Here is an 18,336-nt window from a genome sequence, read left to right as displayed (position 1 = left end):
CTAGTTGCCAACGGTTACGCCACATCGTTTGAAGAGACCCTGCCAAAACTGAACGTGGTTTAGGGTTTCTTGCCTAAATGTTCTATGTGCCTCAATGATGCCATACTGGTGACCATGGAGTTGCATACGGTTCTCCACCAAAGTGGCACCATCATTAAGTTGTTGATAGGTACTGTCTAAATAAGCCAAATAAGGTTGCACTTCTTCAACGTAAATGGATTGAAAGACATTTCTTAAGTAGCGGAACTGGGTGGTGTCTCTGTTCGGCCCGCACAATACGTTGCTCTGGTTCTGCTCAAGTAGCTGAGTTGTTGCTTTTAACCAAAGGGATGTGTTTACCATTGAATAGTAAAGTCGTCCGAGTAAACGAGATTTCTCTAACTCTTCTTGATATTGAGTAACTTCCACATCGGGTAGACGTGAGACCGCGCGGTGGGGTAAATCATACATTTCGCTGAAAATACGATAGACATCGTTAATGCGTGCAATATCATTCGTCGTATTTTGAGATAGCCAATCAGAGGCAGTTAGTTGCTTTTGCATGGCATCACTTACGAGTAGTAAGTTGTCGAGATGAATGTCTAAATGCTGCCACTTGGTTGAGTAAAGCTCTGTCAATGTCGCGCGTTCTTCATCGCTAAGTGGAAATTCGGATAAACATCGATTCATGACTCTTAAAAGGGCAGTTTGATAATCAAAATCATGAAAGGCATCCTGCACCTTTCCAAGTTGTGAGTTTTTCTCGGCAAGTAAATTAAAGAGTCCGCATTGTCGTAATTGATAGCTCTCTAGCAGGCCAATAGATAGCCTTGGCAATGGCTCGAACAAAACGCGTTTCGCAGGAATCGTTACCGTAGACTGTAGTGTTATTGGAATAGCAGGAACGTCCAATACATTGGCTACACGTTGATGATACTTATCAAACATGGCGTTCTCTGGATTGAACCAGTTATCACAACCATTAAGAATCATGATTAAGAACAATAAAATAGACCGCACAAATATCCTTTTTTCTAACTTCGTATCCGTTGTCTAGAGAGCAAAATCAACCGCTTTGTAATCTTGTTATAAGTATACTCAACCGTGTGATTATTCGATCAAAAAAGCCAGCGGATGCTGGCTTTTTTTACTTTTTATTGAACTGAAAAGTTCAATTGCACTTCTGGCTCTTGGCGATGCATCCAACGCATTCTGACGCCTAACATAAAGGCCGCAGAAGATAGGCCGATGATAAAACCAAGCCAGAAGCCTTGTGCTCCCATTGGCTCAACAATCCAGTCTGTACGGCCAAGGACGTAACCAATTGGCAAGCCAAGAATCCAATAAGCAATAAAAGTACGGTTGAAGATGGCTCGCATGTCTTTATAGCCGCGTAATGCACCAGCTGCGATTACTTGAACCGCATCCGTACATTGATAAACAGCGGCAAACACGAGCAGGTGCATCGCTAGAGTGATTACCTCTGGGTTGCTAGTATAAAGCTCGGCGATCCACTCACGAGACAAGACGGTTAAAATCGCTGTGAGAACGGACAATGCTAGACCAACCATAATGCCGACTCGTGACGCTACGCGCGCGCCATCTACGTTTTCTTCACCAAGTCGATGGCCGACACGAATGCTTACTGCTGCACCAATACTCATTGGTAGCATAAATACCAACGAGGAGAAGTTAATCGCGACTTGATGCGCTGCCACAATGATAGGACCCAGTGGTGAAACGAGCAGTGCAACGACAGCAAACAGTGTCACTTCAAAAAACAGCGCTGCTGCAACAGGAAAGCCGAGCTTGAATAGACGAACTTGCGCTTTCCATTGTGGGCGATGCCATTCTCCAAATAGGTTGATGCTTTTCAATCGCTCTGATGTCATCACATACAGCAATAGCATGGCAAACATGACCCAGTAAACAATCGTGGTTGCTACACCACAGCCAACACCGCCTAATTCAGGTGCACCAAACTTGCCGTACACGAAAATCCAGTTTAGAGGAATGTTGAGCAGCAAACCGATAAAGCCAATAACCATTGCCGGTTTCGTCAATGACATACCATCCGTAAAGCTTCTAAGCGTTTGGAAAAGTAAAAAAGCGGGTACTGCTAATATAACGGCATGAATGTATCCCACCGTTTTTTCTGCCATCAGTGCTTCAACATCCATCAGCCCGAGAATAAACTGGGTTTGAAGCAGGACTGCAATTATCGGCACACTGATAAGCAATGCCAAGACGACGCCTTGCTGAATTTCAAAGGGGATTTTCACTCGACGACCAGAGCCATTTAACTGTGCGACAACAGGGACCAATGCCATTAATAAACCCACCCCAAACAAAATGGATGGTAGCCAAATACTTGAAGCGACAGAAACCGCAGCCATGTCGGTGGCGCTAACGCCGCCAGCCATTACGGTATCAACAAACCCCATACCAGTTTGAGCGACAGATGCGATCAATACCGGGGTCGCCAATTTGATAAGACTTGATGCTTCTTCTTTATAGCGATGCACGAAAAATACTCCAGAGCGGAACAATAAGTTGAAAGAATGAGAGTACTCGAGGGCAAAAGATGTGGTGAACGGATCTGATGGTTGATTTTAGTCACGATAAGGTGAAAAAATGCCTCGGAGAAACTCCGCGCAAATGATAAACAATTGTATGTTCATATTCCATAGCTAGGTAGCGAATAGTCGATAACACTGACTGGACGCTCTCCACGCTAAGGATACGCTTTTACTGAGAACAGCAGCGAATCATGGTAATGTTGAAGCATGCATGAGAACAAACCAGTGTTCATTAAGCCATGGCTTTATCGTCTGCGGTCTTTATTTCCGACCTGTAGCGCAGTGTTTAGGGCTTAGTCTTCGACTACAGTTGGTATTAAATCAATAGGTAAAAAGAAATGTTTACAGGAATAGTTCAGGGTACGGCGAAGGTCGTTAAAATTGATAAAAAAGAACGCTTTCAAACGCACGTTGTCGAGTTAAGCGATGAACTTTGTAAAGGGTTAGAAATTGGTGCATCCGTTGCACACAACGGATGTTGTCTAACTGTGACTAAGATCGAAGGCAACCTTATCAGTTTTGATTTAATGCAAGCGACATTGGCTCTTACTAATTTAGGTCGGCTGGTGGAAGGGGATAGCGTAAACATTGAGCGCGCGGCTAAGTTTGGTGACGAAATAGGCGGGCATAGCATGTCTGGTCATATTAGTTTAACGGCAGATATTGTCGATATCATCGATACGCCCAATAACCGCACGATTTGGTTCCAACTGCCGCAAGAATCAATGAAATATGTATTAGCGAAAGGTTACATTGGTTTAGATGGCTGCTCGCTAACTATTGGTGAAGTTGAAGCGTGTCGTTTTTCGGTACACCTAATTCCAGAAACCTTGCAGCGAACGCTTTTCGGAGTGAGACAAGTAGGGGAGCGTGTTAATATTGAGTTTGATCCTCAGACTCAAGCAATTGTTGATACTGTTGAGCGCGTTCTTGCAGCAAAACAGCTTTAGAATGAGAAAAAGGAGCCGAGTGCTCCTTTTTCATTTAAGCGTTTTTATATTTCTGATGTTCACATGCTCGAGCTGCTATTCGTAATTGTCATCGATAAATAGTTCGACCTTGTCTTGTAGCTCATCCACTCGCATATTTAGGTGGATAGCGTGGCAACAAGCTGGGCAATCATCATAAAATTCTTGGTCACCATTGCTTGCATCCAATGTAATGCTGATAGAATGTCCGCAATGCGGGCACTTTACATACCTTTCGGTATAATTTTTCATACAACAACTCCTAATCTCGCAGGGCTTTTAAACACACTATTCATCAAGGAAGTACAGCCCTTTACTTACTTTGCCTACAAGGAAAATAGGCACAATCCAAAGTTAAGTCTCCTTTGATATTAGGTCGAGTTGTTGCTAATTGAGTCGAAATAAGTACAAAACTTGACCCCAAACTCAACCTTGAGCTTAGGGTGATTTTCTGTAGTGATGTGCCTCGAGATTTTACATCTTGAAATATGCAGTGGCTTCCAAATTAATAAGAAATGATTTTATTAATAACCAGTTGAGCCTGTTCCAAGTAATGGCCGCCAAACAAATTACAATGGTTGAGAACATGGTAAAGGTTATAGATATCTTTACGCTCTTCATAGCTTGAAGAAAGTGGTATAACCGATTCGTAGCCTTGATAAAATTCTGGTTGAAATCCACCAAAAAGCTCTGTCATCGCAATATCACACTCCCTGTCCCCCCAATAGCACGCAGGATCGTAACAGATAGGACCGAATGCAGTGAGTGCCGCATTTCCATTCCATAAATCGCCATGCAACAAAGAAGGTTTCGGAGCATGGTTTGCTAGCCGCTGTTTTACGACGTCGATAAAGTCATCGATATCAACCAAGGTGACGCCTTTTTCTTTAAGGAGCTGTAATTGCCATCCTATGCGTTGCTCAGCAAAGAATACACACCATTTCTTGTGCCATTTGTTGGGCTGTAGAGTCGAACCGAGATAGTTGTCGGTATCAAAACCAAACTCTTTTTGCTCGCCCCACTGGTGTAGGTGAGCTAATTGCTGCCCAAATTTAAAGCTGTTGGGACCATCTTCTAATGGTTTCGTTGGAAGGTAGTTAAGAATTAGGAATGAGGCATTTTTGGTTTTACCAACCAATACCACCTCAGGTACAAATAGGGTTGATGTTTCACGCAAAAGATGCAGGCTTTCAGCTTCTACCTCAAATTTAGACAAAAACTCGCGATCGTTAATTTTCACAAAATAACGTTGCTCGCCATCATTGATCATGTAGCTTTCACTGATATCCCCACCAGACAGCCTTACTTTTTCCGTGATCTGGTAATCGAACAATAAAGTATCAGAAAGCTGTTGCGATATTGCTTGCCACATACAAAACCTCGCGAATCTATTTGACCACCAATAGTTTAGGATAAATAGCAGGGAGTTGGCGCTATGTTGAGCATACTTAGTAAAGAAACCTTCCTCTTAGTGTAGTCAATTTGTATAAATGTGAATCAAATCGCTTATAAGCCTCTGATTTGTTGGCTTAGCATATGGAGATGAACGTTTACAACAGGTATTATGATTTTTTTGACGTTAGTTCCATTGGTGGCATGAAAATACTGATATGTGATGACTCAGCTGTTGCAAGAAAGCTTATTGCGCGTTCTATCGTACAAGATACATCATTGCATCTTATTGAAGCGCAAGATGGTTATGAGGCGCTTAATATTCTTGCTGAGCAAAATATCGATATTTTGTTTCTCGATTTAACGATGCCCATAATGGATGGTTTTGAGGTCCTCGAATCATTACCTGTTAGTCAGTACCCGACCAACATCGTCATTATTTCTGGAGATGTTCAACAAGAGGCAAAACAGCGCTGTCTCGATCTTGGTGCTCAAGCTTTTATCGCTAAGCCTCTGACAGAAGAGCAGGTGCTCCCACTATACGAACAATTAGGACTGCATTATGCGTTCAAACCTAGTCATTCGGTTGATTCTAAAAACCAGGGTTGCGAAGAGCTTTCCTTACTAGCCAAATTCCGTGAAATTGCGAACATTGCCCTTGGTAAAGGGGCTGCGATTATGGCCGACCATTTACATGAGTTCATACAACTTCCTGTTCCTCATGTTGGACCGTTGTCCTACGGCGAGCTTCATATGACACTGGTTGATGTGGTTGGGCGTGACAGTTCCGTTGCGGTAGCGCAGAGGTTTGTCGGTGGTGGTATTCACGGAGAGGCACTGGTGTGCTTACGTGGTAGGGATATCAATCAGATTGGGGAAAAATTAGGTTACCTCCTTGAGTTTACGCCTCATAATGAAATCATCTTGAATATCTCTAACCTACTGGTTTCGTCATTTCTCACATCATTGGGCGATCAACTCGACAAGCAGTTCTCACTTCGTCAGCCAGGCATTGTGGATACCTTAACACCTTATTGTGAAGAGCAAGGCGAGTTGGGTGAGCTCTTTACTATCGAATACACCTACATGGCAGAAGCGCTCGATTTCGAGTGCGAGGTACTGTTTTTAATTGATAAGCCATCCGTAGAAATAATCTATGAAATCATGGAGCTAATCTAATGTCCGATATCACGCTGGACATAGCAGACTTTCATTGGGTCACACAAATTCTCGATACGATGGATTCAGGGCTTATTGTTTTGGATCAAGAGTATAAAGTGTGTGTGTGGAACAGTTTTATGCAGTCATACAGTGGCATTCTATCACAAGAAATTCTTGGTGAATGTTTATTTGAGCATTTTGAAGAGCTGCCAAGAACTTGGCTAGAAACCAAGATAAAAGCTGCCGCCGATCTGGAAACTCGTTCTTTTTCTAGCTGGGAAAACCGACCGTATCTTTTTAAGTTCAACAATTTTTCTCCGGTTTCAAACAGCAGTGATTTTATGTATCAAGATATCGTGATCACGCCGTTAATTGGGCTCTCAGGAGAGGTCAGCCACATAGCGATTCAAGTCAATGATGTTTCTGAAACTGCGAGAAATCGCATTCATTTGAAAGAAACAAATCAACATTTGTCGGAAATCAGTCGCAAAGATGGTTTAACAGGTTTATTTAATCGCGCTTATTGGGAGCAATCATTGAAAGATGAGTTTGCTCACTTAAAAGTTATCGACGGACCATGCTCATTAGTAATATTCGATATCGACCACTTTAAGAAGGTGAATGATACTTATGGTCACCCGACAGGGGACGAAGTCATTCGTCGAACCTCTGCCTTGTTGAGAAAAACAGCAAGAAGCAGTGACATCTGCGGTCGTTTTGGTGGTGAAGAGTTTACCGTACTACTTCCTCACACAAACCAGGAGCAAGCTTGCTATTTCGCAGAGCGTTTGCGCAAAAGAATTGAGCAAGAGATCGTGAAAGTGGAAGATTTTTTGATTAATTACACGATAAGTATTGGTGTTTGCGAGTATAAGCCTTATTTTGAAACTCACACTCAATGGTTAAAGAGTGCCGATGCTGCGCTGTATCGTGCAAAAGAAAATGGTCGTAACCAAACCTGTTTGCATGAAAATGGCTGAAATATAAAAAGGTTTGAAGAAACCCTGTATCCGAATTCAGTGAAGCAAAGCTCAATTGTTTGAAAATCATCCAGTTGGTTCGTGAATGTTTGTTAATATGAAATAAGTTAATGAAATTTTCTCGGCATGTCTTACTATTGAAACTATTCTGCTTTCAGCTTCGAAGGCTTGCAATAAACGGAGAAAAACAGTGGTTTTAGAAACCGATGGATATCTCGCTCTTATCGAGCACTTGTCTCTAAATCTAGATATTTTTACGACCGAAATTGGCGACACTGGATCCGAAAGCATCGAAGATGTTGTCACCGATATGGTGGCTTCAAACATCATGGCGATTTTTGAGCAAAATCCAGAACTTCACTCGAGCGTACGTTTCAAATTGTTGAAAGAGGCTGATGCAGTTGTTGAAGATCTTGGTGAGATATTGGCTGGGGTATGGCATAAAAAAGCGACCAATGAACAGATCACGTTCCTTGATGAATACATCGCTCTGGTCAAAAATCTGTTCGATAATGCTGTTGCGACTTACGACTGATATTGTTTTAACTTACAGCAATGTCCGGTTAAGAGTAAGAAGAGTTACATTGTAACTCTTCTTATTTGCCAAAACTTAGATGCCCAGTATGGGTTGTCGATTCTTGAAATAATCACACCTCTAGACGTCGATGCATGCATGAACTGCTTGTTACCCAAGTAAATTCCGACATGATAAGTTGTACGTCTTGTTTTAAAAAACACTAGATCCCCTTGCTTGGCATCCGTCCAACTTAACTCCACACCTTGCGTTGATTGCTGCCTCGTTGTCCTTGGTAACGAGAGCTGATAAGCCTCAATAAACGCTTTTTGTACAAATGCTGAGCAATCAATTCCAGATTTCTGTGTCCCGCCTAAGCGATAAGGCGTGCCGTGCCACTCTGTGTAAAACTCGAACAAGTCGGGGTTGTCCGACAATAGCTGATTTGTAGGTGCTGTCACTTGAGCTTGCTCACTAGGCTCAGGCCCAGAAGAGCAGGCGCTTAGTAGCACACTGATTATCAAAGGAAAATATACTCGACGCAAATCACCACCTGTCATCTCTATGACTCACAACTGAAATATTAGTGTCATAACCAATCCATAGTATGGGCTGCAAATCACGGTTTTGTCTCACAAATGTGACGGAATCACTGCAGAACCGATTCAACCTTAAGAAAGAATAAAAATTGATTATGGCAAAGCGAAAACGCTCACGCACATCACTTTCACTGATTCAGGCTGTCAGTGCAACATTTTTAACTATCATTGCTCTTGTTATAGCCCTTTCTGTCTCAAGTTTCAAAGGAATGGAACAGGTAGGGGAACAATTTGAAGACTTGTCGCAAAAAGCATTACCAATCGCGATGGCAAACGCAAAGTTAACCAGGAATGTATTGGAGATGGTTAAGCTACTCAACCATGGTATGCAGATTACTGAGCCGAAAGAGTTGCCTCTCGTAAAAGAGCAAATCGACTCTCTTGCAACTCAAAGCACAACTTTGGTTGTGAAAGCGTCTGGTGTAGCTCAGCAACTCTCGGAGGAGTTAGACACCAAACTAGCGCGTTTACATAACATCACGCAGTCCATTTTGTTGAAGCAATCTTCGGTGATACAAATTCAAATGGATATTGATGCCGCTGTTGGTGGTTTTCGCTATGGGCTTAGCTCTATCGGCCCGGAAATGAATCGAATCAGTTCGTTCCTTAGTGCTGATAATCCTGAGTCGAGCGATGCCGCTAACCGTTTCATTGCTTCTGCAAGCTCAATGGAAAGTACGTTCTTAGTCATGATGATGCACTCAGAATTAAACAAAGCCGAAAAAGAATACCGAGAAATGCGAAATCGCATAGCAGGTATTAAACTCGCCTATGAAGACTTCCAATCTTTCCATCCTGAAGTAAGTGAATATGCAAGCTTAACCGCACCATATGAGATGGTGAAACAAGGCTTTAGTGAAAAGGGCGTGCTGCGTTTGATCCTCGCCAAACTAGAACAAGGGGAATTGCAACGTTCAGAGTTTAAACAGGCTTCGATGCTTGCGGATGAAACCATGCGGTTACTTGATCAAATCTCCCAAACCGCTGGTCAGTTGATCGATGAAAAGGAGCGGGTGGTCAACGAGACCATTGAATCGGTGAGCGTTGTGCTCGTGTTTGCGGCGTGTGTGATTTCTTTTATTATTCTTGTTACTTGGTTTAGTCTCAAGTCATGGACAAACCGAGGGTTAAGGAATGTACTAACGCGTCTTTCAGCACTTACCGAACATGATTTTCGTGACAAGGCAGAAGAAGTTGGCCCCTATGAGCTGAAAGAAGTAGCACGAAAGTTGAATCAAGTAATCGATTCCACACATGACTCCATTCAAACGGTGACGCGCAATTGTGAAACGCTTTATCAGACGGCAGAAGTAAGTCACAGTGCAGCCGAACAAACAAGTGATGGGTTGGCAACACAAAATGAAGCGTTGTCGAGTATGATCACGACCATAACGCAGCTTGAAGCCTCTATTCGTGAAATAGCAATGGTGACAAATGCATCTTCACAGGACTCGCTCCTTGCAACCCAACACACTGAAAAAGGGGTTCAAGTCGTGGAACAAAACCGCGAACGTTTGGAGTCATTAGAAAGCTCTTTGGATGTAAATGAACAGTCAATGTTAGAGCTAGACCAGCGTGTTAAACAGATTCGTGAAATGGTGGATATGATCAGTGGGATCGCGGACAACACCAACTTACTTGCTCTCAACGCGGCAATAGAGGCTGCCCGTGCTGGTGAGCAAGGGCGTGGATTTGCGGTTGTCGCTGATGAAGTTCGCAAACTTGCAAGTGATACCTCTCAACAAACTACGAACATCCGAGAAATGATGAGCGAGCTTATTACTGCCGCAGAGCGCTCGCGCCAAGCAGTTAATGATTCAAGAGAAGAAATGACCCACGCGCTACAGTCCAGCAATGAAGTGAAATCGACATTCTCTGATATCAACCTCGCGGTTAAGCACATTCAAGAACGTGTTGAGCAAATCTCAGTTGCTACAGAAGAACAAGAACGAGCGACGGCAGATGTATCTCAATCCATCACACATATTTCTGATCTTGGCGAACGCACAAAGCTGCAGCTTGAGTCTATGGTTGAGAGTTCTGAGCAAGTGGCGGAAATTGCTGGGCACCAGCAAGCAATGCTGCACAAGTATGAGCTTCATCAGACCAAGTAAATGAGATGTTTCCACCGACTAAAAGCAGAACCTCGGTTCTGCTTTTTTGTTACGGCTACTCATTTAATGGCTCCTATTTGCATCGCAAAAGTGAGTTACATCTCATCTCGTTCATTTCTAAAGGGTTTAGTTATCACAACGTGATGTTAATGCTTTGTTCGAGGGACTCGTTGACTAGAATGTCGCCAGAATTCAAAGGAATGAATCATGCAGCTTCATGCGATTTTTTTATATCCAGAGAAAGCTAAAGCCATAAGAAGGAGTGGTTTTGTGGTCGATAAAGTTTGCCCCGTCGTTCTACGTAATCAAAATCAAGAGATCCTACTTTTTAAACATCCGTTGGCGGGTGTTCAGCTCGTCAAGGGCACTGTTGAAGTGTTTGATGAAAGTTACATCATAGCGGCCAAGCGGGAGCTCGCTGAGGAGTCTGGTATCACACATGTTCGTTCCGCACGATATTTATGCTCATGGGACAGTGGCTTTCAAAATCAAGCATGGCATTTTGTTTTGTGTGAGTGTGCTGATCTCGCTAATTCATGGCTGTTTCATACGCAAGACGATGGTGGACATGATTTCGCGTTCTTCTGGCACGATGTCGAGAGCGGCCTTCCCGCGAATGCACATACTGTGTTTCAGCGCGGGCTGGAAAAGGTACGAGAGTTGCTAAACCAAGGCGTGATTTAAAGGAGGATTCTGTCGTTGCATTGGCGGATTTGGGACAATGACAAAGCAAACACTATGCTTCTACTAGAAGCAAATAAAGAAGGTAGAGTAGCCGTTACTGTTCTCATCGTGTTGATAATGGCACTGTCGATCTCAAAAATGGCGATGAGATTACAAATGTTTAAGTGACTTCTATATGCTTTGCTCATTCATTCAGATAAGGAAACGGTAATGGATAAATTCGTCTTGTTTCTCTTATGCCTTTTTATGACAGTTGGCGGAGTGGTTCATCTTTATGACAACATTGTTGGTGGCTTTTTACCTTACGATTTTGCGCCACGCTGGTTGAATATGTATTGGAGCGCTTTGGGACTATTGGACTTATTAGCAGCGTATCTATTGGTCAAGCATCGCCGCTCTGGCATAGTCGTTATGTTATTGATTCTTATAACCAATGTTATCTTTAGTTCCCACGCTCACTATACATTAGAAATATTAGATAACAACGTCGCCCTACAAATGAAGACACTGTTTTTAGGGTTCTCATTTGGGGTATCTATCTGGTTATGGAATGCGCGAAAACATAGTCAATCGCGCCAAATATTTCGTTAATTATTATTTTCACAACACTCGATTAAGGATTGTAAACAGGGACTCGTTATGAACGATTTTAAAGACTTGGCCAGTTTTGCTGGTTTCAGCGTACTGACAGGTTTGAGCTTTGCCACCACTTTCTTCAGCCTTGCTTTTCTATACAGCTCAATAGAGGCACAGCAAGTAATGAACACCAATGCTTTGGCATGTGCAGTGCTTGGTGTTGTTGGTTTATTTGTTGGTATTACTCAGCTAAACAAAAAGCGTCAGCTAGCAGAAAACTAATCTGTTCTTACACATCATGAGGATGAAAGTAGTGTTTAACTGGGGTTTAGGCTTGGTCTATTCGTTTTGTTGACATACTTCATCCAACAATATTTTTTCAACCATCACTTCTTCTCTTTATTGTAGCGAAAGGGCTGCGTTAACAGCTTATCTAATCTTTGCTCTTCTTCGTCTCTAATTTCCGGCACACCAATAACAACATCTTCATGACCCAACTTAGGCTGAGCTCGGTATGTCCCAAAAAAGCGGTCCCAAACTGAAAGGAAAAAACCAAAGTTTGAGTGGGTCTCTTTTACTATCACTGAATGGTGCACGCGATGCATGTCTGGTGTAACGATGACGTTTCGCAGTTTTTGGTCCATAGATAAAGCCAGTTTTGCATTACTGTGATTAAACATCGCGCTCGCATTAAGCACAATTTCAAATACCACAATTCCGATAGGTGAAACACCTAAGATAAACACGGCTGCAATTTTTACTCCCATTGAAATGATTATTTCGAAGGGATGAAAGCGTGCGCCTGTAGTGACGTCTATGTCGAGATCGGCGTGATGCATTCGGTGAATCTTCCACAGCGGTTTTACATGATGAAAGACAACATGCTGAGCGTAAATGACGAAATCAAGCAAAATGACGGTTAGGAAAATGTTTAACCAATCGGGGAGGGACAGAATATTCAGCAGCCCCCATTGTTGCTCCTGAGCTATGACCGCAGCTTGAAAGGCGGCGATAGGCATGATTAAAGCAATAACTAGGCTGTTAAAAGCGACCAATGACAAGTTATTGACCCAGCGAAACCTGCGCGAAGCGGTCAGTGTTTTTCTAGGCAATTTGTTCTCCCAAATGGCACAAAGCAATAATACGCCAAGGAAAAAGCCTAATCTGAGCCATGAGGGTTCTTGAAATGTCGTTTCTGTCACTGTCATTCCCTTATTTATTTCTTTATCTATGACCGAGATAAGTGTGAAATTATTTCAACACACTGCTGATGGGCTTATCTTGAGGCGAAACCATAATATCAGTAGAATCGCGCTCTACTTTTTACTTGGCATTACTTACCATGAGAATTCACGCTTTCCACCGTTTATATCAGTACCGACAATCTATCTCAACCAAGCCTTTCAACGCGCGTGGATGTAAAGTGGTTCGTTGCCAATATTGCCAGGTTTCTGAGCAACACTGTTTGTGCGACCTTCAGCCAAACATTAAGGCTAATATTGCATGTATGTTGATTGTTTCTGAAAACGAAGTATTTAAGCCAAGTAATACCGGTCGTCTAATCGCTGATACGATTCAAGAGACTTACGTGTATCAATGGAACCGAACAGAACCGTCTGAAGAGATGCTAGCGCTACTACAGGATGACAGTTACCAACCGGTGATTGTATTTCCTGCAGACTATGTGGATGATCCCTCTCGTTTAATTGAAGATCTAGAGCCAGGGCGATTGGTAAAAGAAGATGTCGAGAACAAAAAATGGTTGCTGATCTTTATTGATGGTAGCTGGCGTGAGGCACGAAAGATATTCCGTCGTTCTGATTTTCTTAAATCTTTGCCTGTGCTTTCCATTGAGCCGGAATCTCTGTCTGAATACATCATGCGCCGCTCCGAGAATGATCAGCATCTTTCAACCGCCGAAGTCGCGACATTAGTTTTAAAACAAGCTGGTGAGCCTAAAGCATCGGAATGTCTTCAATTGTGGTTTGAAGCCTTTAGAGAAACCTACATGCTAACCAAGACTCGAGTCAAAAACGATCCTAATCGACCACATTTGAAACGTTTCAAAGAGTGGGTGAAAACCGAGAGCTGACTCTAAGGAATGAACTTTTGTTGATGGCATGTTGTTCAACTGACTTCAGCGAGGGGATAAATCTGCATTCGGTCACGGTTTGCAGGCGTACAGATATGGATAATGCCATTAGTTTATACTTTTGACTCCAGCCATTTTGGGAGTCGTTTAAGCATTTTTTAGGAGAGAAATACATGTATTACGGCTTTGATGTCGGCGGCACTAAAATTGAATTTGGTGCATTTAACGAGAAGCTTGAGCGTGTAGCGACGGAACGTGTACCTACACCAACAGACAACTACGAGCTGCTGGTTGATACCATTGCGGAATTGGTTAACAAATACGATGCAGAGTTTGGTTGCGAAGGCACCATTGGTCTTGGCCTACCAGGTATGGAAGACGCAGACGATGCAACGGTATTAACGGTTAACGTTCCTGCGGCGAAAGGCAAACCACTGCGCGCGGATCTTGAAGCGAAAATCGGTCGCAGCGTAAAGATTGAAAACGATGCGAACTGTTTTGCGCTATCAGAAGCATGGGACGAAGAGCTTCAAGATGAGCCTTCTGTACTTGGTTTGATCCTAGGTACTGGTTTTGGTGGCGGTTTTATCTACGATGGTAAAGTTTTCTCTGGTCGTAACCACGTAGCAGGTGAGGTGGGCCATACTCGTTTACCTATCGATGCTTGGTTCCACTTAGGCGAAAACGCACCTCTATTGGGTTGTGGTTGTGACAAGAAAGGTTGTTTAGACAGTTACCTTTCTGGCCGAGGTTTCGAACTTCTTTATGCCCATTACTACGGTGAAGAGAAGAAAGCGATCGACATCATTAAAGCGCACGCAGAAGGTGAGGCGAAAGCTGTTGAGCACGTTGAGCGTTTTATGGAGTTGCTGGCTATCTGTTTTGCAAACATCTTTACAGCGACTGACCCACATGTTGTTGTGCTGGGTGGTGGTCTTTCCAACTTCGAATTGATTTACGAAGAGATGCCAAAACGTATTCCTAAGTACCTGCTTTCTGTCGCGAAGTGTCCGAAGATCATCAAAGCAAAACACGGTGATTCAGGTGGTGTACGTGGCGCTGCGTTCCTAAACATCAAGTAGTGACTGAAACCTTACTCGATATAAAGTAAGAAGAAATTTAAAGCCCCGTTTAGACCATCAAGGTAAAACGGGGCTTTTTACTTATATATCGAAGTAACTCATATACCTAAGTAATTTCGGTATGCTTGGGTATAGAGCACGAACAAAAGTAGCATGCATAAAAAACTCGCGACGAATCGCGAGTTTTCTGTTTACAGCTAAGCTTATTTGTTCTTTTTGCCTACGCCTAGGTTTTCTTTTTGAGCTAGGGTGATTTTACTAAAGCCTAATTTTCTGAAGTAGTTATCGCGGTAGTTGCGCACCGCTTTAGTGTCAGACACTGCTTCGATTTGTTGCTCCATCTTTAGGAACTCAGTGATATCGATACCTTCTGCTTCTGCAACCGCTTCTTGAATGTTGCGGTGCTGCTGGTATGAGAACGTCAGTTCTTTGTCTTGGTCTTTGTAAGTGTAAAGAATGGTGCGAGCCATAGCTGTCTCTCTGAAAAGGTTTCTGTATTAAACAAAAAGGCCAGACTCGCTGACCTTTGAATTTCTAGTTTGGGCTAGATTCTGCCTTGAAGTGGGATAATTGTCACGCTTTCTCCCGCTTTTACTGTATCAATAGCTGGGGAGATTTCGATTAAACAGTTTGCTTCACTCATTGAGCGCAAAATACCAGAGCCTTGCTTGCCTGTTGTACGAACGGTTAAACGGCCAGTGTCATCCAGTTCATAGATTCCTCGACTAAACTCGGTACGACCTTGGCGAGAGCGAAGGTTCTCAGTCGCGATGGCATTCACTTTCAGAGGCTTCCAGCCTTGTTCGCCTTGCATCTTACGCAGTGCAGGCTCGACAAAGTTAATGAAAGAGACCATCACGGCAACAGGGTTGCCCGGCAGACCAAAGAACGGCTTGTTGTTGATTTGACCAAACGCGAGTGGACGTCCCGGACGCATGTTGATTCGCCAAAAATCGATTTGACCAAGTTTATCCAAGGCAAGTTTGATGTAATCCGCATCACCTACAGATACGCCACCAGAAGTCATAACCACGTCTGCTTGCGCCGATGCGTTTTCCAACGCTTCAATCATTAACTGTTCGTTGTCTTCCAGAATACCGAAATCCAAGATCTCGCAGCCGAGCTTTTCAAGCATGCCCATGATGGTAAAACGGTTGGAATCGTAGATAGAATTCGCTTTTTGCTCTGTTCCCGGCGCTTGTACTTCGTCACCGGTGGAGAACACGGCAACTTTCAATTTGCGGAACACATTCGCTTCACCAAAACCAAGCGAAGCAATCATGCCCATTTCTGGAGAGGCTAGGCGAGTGCCTGCGGTAAAGACGTCACTGCCGATAGCGAGATCTTCACCTGCTTGACGAACGTTTTGGCCTGCTTTGATATTCGCACCGTTAAAGGTGACCTTGTCACCTTCTTGAGAGGCTTGCTCACGCATGACCACTGTGTCGCCGTTACGTGGTGTTGGTGCGCCAGTCATGATCTTCACCGCTTGACCAACTTCCAGAGGCTGATCGTAAGCATGGCCCGCCATCACTTCTGCGACGATTTGGTAGCTACTGCGGTCAACATCATCACTGCGGATGGCGTAACCGTCCATCGCGGAGTTGGTGTACTGCGGCACGTTTACTGGTGAAATTATATCTTCCGCGAGAACGCGGCCATAGGCGTTTTCAATCTTGCATGCTTCTATTTCCGAAACCGTGTTCACCAAAGAAAGGATTTTTTCTTGGCCTTGAACCACAGAAAGGAAAGCCGGAGAAAGTGTGTCGCAACATGCGGCGTCTTTCTCTTTAGATTTTGGTGCTTTTGCATCTTGAACGTATTGAAGAACAAATTGAGCGATGGCATCCAAATCATTGATGTTCATTTGAGGGAGCTCAGAATCTAACTCCGCACTGTCGGAAGCGATGGCAATGATGTTTTCATCGTGAGGGTAAAGCCAAGGTTTACCCACTTCTTCACGGTGCAATTCAATTTTAGGAAACGCGATGTTTTTACAGCCTTCAACCAAAACCACATCGAGCTTGTCTTCATCAAAACGAGTTAAGAGGTATTCAAACTCCGCTTCGGCTTCTGGCGTTTCTGTCATTAACGCAAAACGGTTGCGAGAAGCAATCAGCATTTGAGACGCGCCAGCTTTGCGTAAACGGTAGCTGTCTTTACCCGGCTTATCGACATCGAAGTTGTGGTGCGCATGTTTTAGCATGCCAATGCGTAAACCTGCTTCAGTCAGCTTTGGCAATAGGGCTTCAAGTAGCGTGGTTTTGCCTGTGCCTGAATAAGCTGCAAAACCAAGAATAGGAATGTTTAGCGTGTGTTTCATGATTCTAATTGTCCAAATTGCGCCAGTTCTTCCGGAGTGTTCAAGTTGACGAAACAGTTTGGTGAGTCGCTAAAGTCAACGTAACTGGTGTTGCACTCTTTGTAGAGCAGAATGATTTTGCGGTCGCCACGTTCTAAAAATGCGGTGAGTTTTGGCAGTACGCGTTTGTGGTAGAGCGTGAAAACAGGTTGCTGATGGTCACCATCATGCGCGACTAAAATATCACTGTCTTCTTTGACTGCCTGGCAGAAACGCTCGACAAGGTCGGTGTTAATTTGAGGGCTATCGCAAGGTACAAATCCGACCCAGTCAGTTTCAGCATGCATCAAACCCGCGTGAATACCGCCCATAGGTCCAGGGAAATCTTTGAATTGATCACTAAATACGAAACCAAATTTGCTGTACGCATCTTGGTTTCGATTGGCATTAATTAAAATGCGTGGTGTTTGTGGAGATAAACGTTCAATAACGTGTTCGATGAGTGGCTTCTGATTTAATTCAATCAGACCTTTATCTTTTCCACCCATACGGCTGGCTTGGCCACCAGCCAAAATGACCCAACTAGTTTGTGTTGGTTGAAGCATATGCATTCTCTTGGGATGTTTCTTTTGGTATGACATACAACAGGGGAGACTCTATCAAAGTCTTGTCTTTAATCCACCACTGTTTTTTACATAAGTCGGTCAGTGCGTTGGTTTGATGGCTTGTCACCACGATACTGGAACCACGATCCAAAAGATCTTTCGCCATCACCACCAATCGTTCAATGGACTCTTGGTCTAAAGACGCACTTGGCTCGTCCATCAATAAAATCGACGGTTTTAAAATCCAAGCTCTTGCCATGGCAACACGCTGTTTTTCACCGCCGGACAACACGGAGATATGTTCGTCCGCTAATGTTTCTAAACCTACCATGCGTAGTGCGTGAATAACTTGAGCTCGCTTATCTTTTGGAGTGTCTTGTTGATATTTCACTCCATAGACTACGTTCTCATAAACAGTGCCGTCAAAAAGGTAAGGAGATTGATGGAGATAAATCACATCGACACGGCCGTTGCGGCGCGTCAGTCTTTTCAGCCACGTATCTTTTGGTGCAACAACATCGCCGGTAGAAGGTTTTAGCAAGCCAGCAAGGATTTTGAGTAGGGTAGTTTTGCCCACACCATTGTCACCCTTGAGATAAATGGCATCATTTGGGCCGATGGCTAACTCAGGGATGTGGAAAAGCACACGCTCTTTAAAGCGCATGGATAACTGCTCGGCGGTGATTTTTATAGTCATAATGCGCCTCTA

The 18,336-nt window shown here is 43.6% G+C and carries 20 protein-coding genes; 10 read left to right on the top strand and 10 right to left on the bottom strand.

The genetic code is table 11. The features are described from left to right. On the bottom strand, positions 1 to 972 hold the full coding sequence (locus J4N43_RS08035; protein WP_053350553.1) for a DUF3080 domain-containing protein: 972 nt from the start codon (positions 970 to 972) through the stop codon (positions 1 to 3). A 161-nt stretch (positions 973 to 1,133) separates the two neighbouring features. Then, on the bottom strand, positions 1,134 to 2,504 hold the full coding sequence (locus J4N43_RS08030) for an MATE family efflux transporter (protein ID WP_005377626.1): 1,371 nt from the start codon (positions 2,502 to 2,504) through the stop codon (positions 1,134 to 1,136). Between the two features lie 392 nt (positions 2,505 to 2,896). Between J4N43_RS08030 and J4N43_RS08025 the strand changes: the two genes are divergently transcribed. Then, positions 2,897 to 3,508 carry a riboflavin synthase gene (locus J4N43_RS08025; RefSeq protein WP_005377625.1) on the top strand — a complete coding sequence of 204 codons (612 nt, stop codon included), beginning with the start codon at positions 2,897 to 2,899 and terminating at the stop codon, positions 3,506 to 3,508. Between the two features lie 75 nt (positions 3,509 to 3,583). Here the strand turns inward: J4N43_RS08025 and J4N43_RS08020 are convergent, their stop codons facing one another. Both J4N43_RS08020 and J4N43_RS08015 read right to left on the bottom strand, forming a co-directional pair. Then, positions 3,584 to 3,778: a CPXCG motif-containing cysteine-rich protein gene (locus tag J4N43_RS08020; protein WP_047102257.1), complete on the bottom strand. Its 195-nt coding sequence runs from the start codon at positions 3,776 to 3,778 to the stop codon at positions 3,584 to 3,586. A gap of 253 nt (positions 3,779 to 4,031) precedes the next feature. Further along, the gene (locus tag J4N43_RS08015) at positions 4,032 to 4,898 is read right to left on the bottom strand and encodes a fructosamine kinase family protein (protein ID WP_252094167.1); all 867 of its coding nucleotides are present in this window, start codon (positions 4,896 to 4,898) and stop codon (positions 4,032 to 4,034) included. Positions 4,899 to 5,122: 224 nt separating this feature from the next. Between J4N43_RS08015 and J4N43_RS08010 the strand changes: the two genes are divergently transcribed. From J4N43_RS08010 to J4N43_RS08000, 3 genes are all read left to right on the top strand, one after another. Continuing rightward, a complete protein-coding gene (locus J4N43_RS08010) occupies positions 5,123 to 6,097 on the top strand; it encodes a response regulator (protein ID WP_042523017.1) in 975 nt (324 codons plus the stop codon). Then, positions 6,097 to 7,059 carry a GGDEF domain-containing protein gene (locus J4N43_RS08005; RefSeq protein ID WP_005377621.1) on the top strand — a complete coding sequence of 321 codons (963 nt, stop codon included), beginning with the start codon at positions 6,097 to 6,099 and terminating at the stop codon, positions 7,057 to 7,059. The genes J4N43_RS08010 and J4N43_RS08005 overlap by 1 nt, the downstream gene beginning before the upstream one ends. Before the next feature lie 190 nt (positions 7,060 to 7,249). Beyond that, positions 7,250 to 7,594, top strand: coding sequence for a DUF3802 family protein (locus J4N43_RS08000; RefSeq protein WP_005377620.1), 345 nt, complete (start codon positions 7,250 to 7,252; stop codon positions 7,592 to 7,594). Positions 7,595 to 7,638: 44 nt separating this feature from the next. Here the strand turns inward: J4N43_RS08000 and J4N43_RS07995 are convergent, their stop codons facing one another. After that, complete coding sequence (locus J4N43_RS07995; RefSeq protein ID WP_005377619.1) at positions 7,639 to 8,133, bottom strand: NlpC/P60 family protein; 495 nt, start codon at positions 8,131 to 8,133, stop codon at positions 7,639 to 7,641. Between the two features lie 134 nt (positions 8,134 to 8,267). Between J4N43_RS07995 and J4N43_RS07990 the strand changes: the two genes are divergently transcribed. The 4 genes from J4N43_RS07990 to J4N43_RS07975 all read left to right on the top strand — a co-directional run bounded on the left by J4N43_RS07990 (position 8,268) and on the right by J4N43_RS07975 (position 11,828). Next, positions 8,268 to 10,286: a methyl-accepting chemotaxis protein gene (locus tag J4N43_RS07990; protein ID WP_017820668.1), complete on the top strand. Its 2,019-nt coding sequence runs from the start codon at positions 8,268 to 8,270 to the stop codon at positions 10,284 to 10,286. 270 nt (positions 10,287 to 10,556) lie between these two features. After that, a complete protein-coding gene (locus J4N43_RS07985) occupies positions 10,557 to 10,970 on the top strand; it encodes an NUDIX hydrolase (protein ID WP_132936671.1) in 414 nt (137 codons plus the stop codon). Positions 10,971 to 11,180: 210 nt separating this feature from the next. Next, positions 11,181 to 11,561, top strand: a complete 381-nt coding sequence (locus tag J4N43_RS07980) for a hypothetical protein (protein ID WP_025766661.1) — start codon at positions 11,181 to 11,183, stop codon at positions 11,559 to 11,561. Between the two features lie 48 nt (positions 11,562 to 11,609). After that, positions 11,610 to 11,828: a hypothetical protein gene (locus J4N43_RS07975; protein WP_005389537.1), complete on the top strand. Its 219-nt coding sequence runs from the start codon at positions 11,610 to 11,612 to the stop codon at positions 11,826 to 11,828. A 104-nt stretch (positions 11,829 to 11,932) separates the two neighbouring features. Here the strand turns inward: J4N43_RS07975 and J4N43_RS07970 are convergent, their stop codons facing one another. Continuing rightward, positions 11,933 to 12,748, bottom strand: a complete 816-nt coding sequence (locus J4N43_RS07970) for a sterol desaturase family protein (protein ID WP_025766660.1) — start codon at positions 12,746 to 12,748, stop codon at positions 11,933 to 11,935. Between the two features lie 140 nt (positions 12,749 to 12,888). On the opposite strand from J4N43_RS07970, the gene J4N43_RS07965 reads away from it, so the two are divergent. Next, a complete protein-coding gene (locus J4N43_RS07965) occupies positions 12,889 to 13,638 on the top strand; it encodes a tRNA-uridine aminocarboxypropyltransferase (protein ID WP_252094166.1) in 750 nt (249 codons plus the stop codon). Between the two features lie 173 nt (positions 13,639 to 13,811). Then, positions 13,812 to 14,720 carry an N-acetylglucosamine kinase gene (gene nagK / locus J4N43_RS07960; RefSeq protein ID WP_005495063.1) on the top strand — a complete coding sequence of 303 codons (909 nt, stop codon included), beginning with the start codon at positions 13,812 to 13,814 and terminating at the stop codon, positions 14,718 to 14,720. 203 nt (positions 14,721 to 14,923) lie between these two features. Here the strand turns inward: nagK and J4N43_RS07955 are convergent, their stop codons facing one another. The 4 genes from J4N43_RS07955 to J4N43_RS07940 all read right to left on the bottom strand — a co-directional run bounded on the left by J4N43_RS07955 (position 14,924) and on the right by J4N43_RS07940 (position 18,324). Next, positions 14,924 to 15,190 carry a DUF2960 domain-containing protein gene (locus tag J4N43_RS07955; RefSeq protein ID WP_005377584.1) on the bottom strand — a complete coding sequence of 89 codons (267 nt, stop codon included), beginning with the start codon at positions 15,188 to 15,190 and terminating at the stop codon, positions 14,924 to 14,926. 74 nt (positions 15,191 to 15,264) lie between these two features. After that, complete coding sequence (locus J4N43_RS07950) at positions 15,265 to 17,043, bottom strand: bifunctional molybdopterin-guanine dinucleotide biosynthesis adaptor protein MobB/molybdopterin molybdotransferase MoeA (RefSeq protein WP_140100933.1); 1,779 nt, start codon at positions 17,041 to 17,043, stop codon at positions 15,265 to 15,267. After that, positions 17,040 to 17,627, bottom strand: a complete 588-nt coding sequence (gene mobA / locus J4N43_RS07945; protein ID WP_005453897.1) for a molybdenum cofactor guanylyltransferase MobA — start codon at positions 17,625 to 17,627, stop codon at positions 17,040 to 17,042. The genes J4N43_RS07950 and mobA overlap by 4 nt, the downstream gene beginning before the upstream one ends. After that, positions 17,605 to 18,324 (bottom strand): energy-coupling factor ABC transporter ATP-binding protein, encoded by a 720-nt coding sequence (locus J4N43_RS07940; protein WP_005396189.1) that lies wholly within the window; start codon positions 18,322 to 18,324, stop codon positions 17,605 to 17,607. The genes mobA and J4N43_RS07940 overlap by 23 nt, the downstream gene beginning before the upstream one ends. Positions 18,325 to 18,336 lie beyond the last annotated feature (12 nt).

It is taken from the genome of Vibrio sp. SCSIO 43009 (genome assembly GCF_023716525.1).
Classification (GTDB): Bacteria; Pseudomonadota; Gammaproteobacteria; order Enterobacterales; family Vibrionaceae; genus Vibrio; species Vibrio alginolyticus.
The sequence above is the reverse complement of the archived record's forward strand: the minus strand, read 5'-3'. Positions and strand labels throughout refer to the sequence as shown.

What these genes read in the sequence shown, in the direction of transcription:
- J4N43_RS08035 (WP_053350553.1), bottom strand. Translation starts at nt 972, where the DNA reads ATGATTCTTAATGGTTGTGATAACTGGTTCAATCCAGAGAACGCCATG.
- J4N43_RS08025 (WP_005377625.1), top strand. Translation starts at nt 2,897, where the DNA reads ATGTTTACAGGAATAGTTCAGGGTACGGCGAAGGTCGTTAAAATTGAT.
- J4N43_RS08020 (WP_047102257.1), bottom strand. Translation starts at nt 3,778, where the DNA reads ATGAAAAATTATACCGAAAGGTATGTAAAGTGCCCGCATTGCGGACAT.
- J4N43_RS08015 (WP_252094167.1), bottom strand. Translation starts at nt 4,898, where the DNA reads ATGTGGCAAGCAATATCGCAACAGCTTTCTGATACTTTATTGTTCGAT.
- J4N43_RS08010 (WP_042523017.1), top strand. Translation starts at nt 5,123, where the DNA reads ATGAAAATACTGATATGTGATGACTCAGCTGTTGCAAGAAAGCTTATT.
- J4N43_RS08005 (WP_005377621.1), top strand. Translation starts at nt 6,097, where the DNA reads ATGTCCGATATCACGCTGGACATAGCAGACTTTCATTGGGTCACACAA.
- J4N43_RS07995 (WP_005377619.1), bottom strand. Translation starts at nt 8,133, where the DNA reads ATGACAGGTGGTGATTTGCGTCGAGTATATTTTCCTTTGATAATCAGT.
- J4N43_RS07990 (WP_017820668.1), top strand. Translation starts at nt 8,268, where the DNA reads ATGGCAAAGCGAAAACGCTCACGCACATCACTTTCACTGATTCAGGCT.
- J4N43_RS07980 (WP_025766661.1), top strand. Translation starts at nt 11,181, where the DNA reads ATGGATAAATTCGTCTTGTTTCTCTTATGCCTTTTTATGACAGTTGGC.
- J4N43_RS07975 (WP_005389537.1), top strand. Translation starts at nt 11,610, where the DNA reads ATGAACGATTTTAAAGACTTGGCCAGTTTTGCTGGTTTCAGCGTACTG.
- J4N43_RS07965 (WP_252094166.1), top strand. Translation starts at nt 12,889, where the DNA reads ATGAGAATTCACGCTTTCCACCGTTTATATCAGTACCGACAATCTATC.
- nagK (WP_005495063.1), top strand. Translation starts at nt 13,812, where the DNA reads ATGTATTACGGCTTTGATGTCGGCGGCACTAAAATTGAATTTGGTGCA.
- J4N43_RS07955 (WP_005377584.1), bottom strand. Translation starts at nt 15,190, where the DNA reads ATGGCTCGCACCATTCTTTACACTTACAAAGACCAAGACAAAGAACTG.
- J4N43_RS07950 (WP_140100933.1), bottom strand. Translation starts at nt 17,043, where the DNA reads ATGAAACACACGCTAAACATTCCTATTCTTGGTTTTGCAGCTTATTCA.
- mobA (WP_005453897.1), bottom strand. Translation starts at nt 17,627, where the DNA reads ATGCTTCAACCAACACAAACTAGTTGGGTCATTTTGGCTGGTGGCCAA.
- J4N43_RS07940 (WP_005396189.1), bottom strand. Translation starts at nt 18,324, where the DNA reads ATGACTATAAAAATCACCGCCGAGCAGTTATCCATGCGCTTTAAAGAG.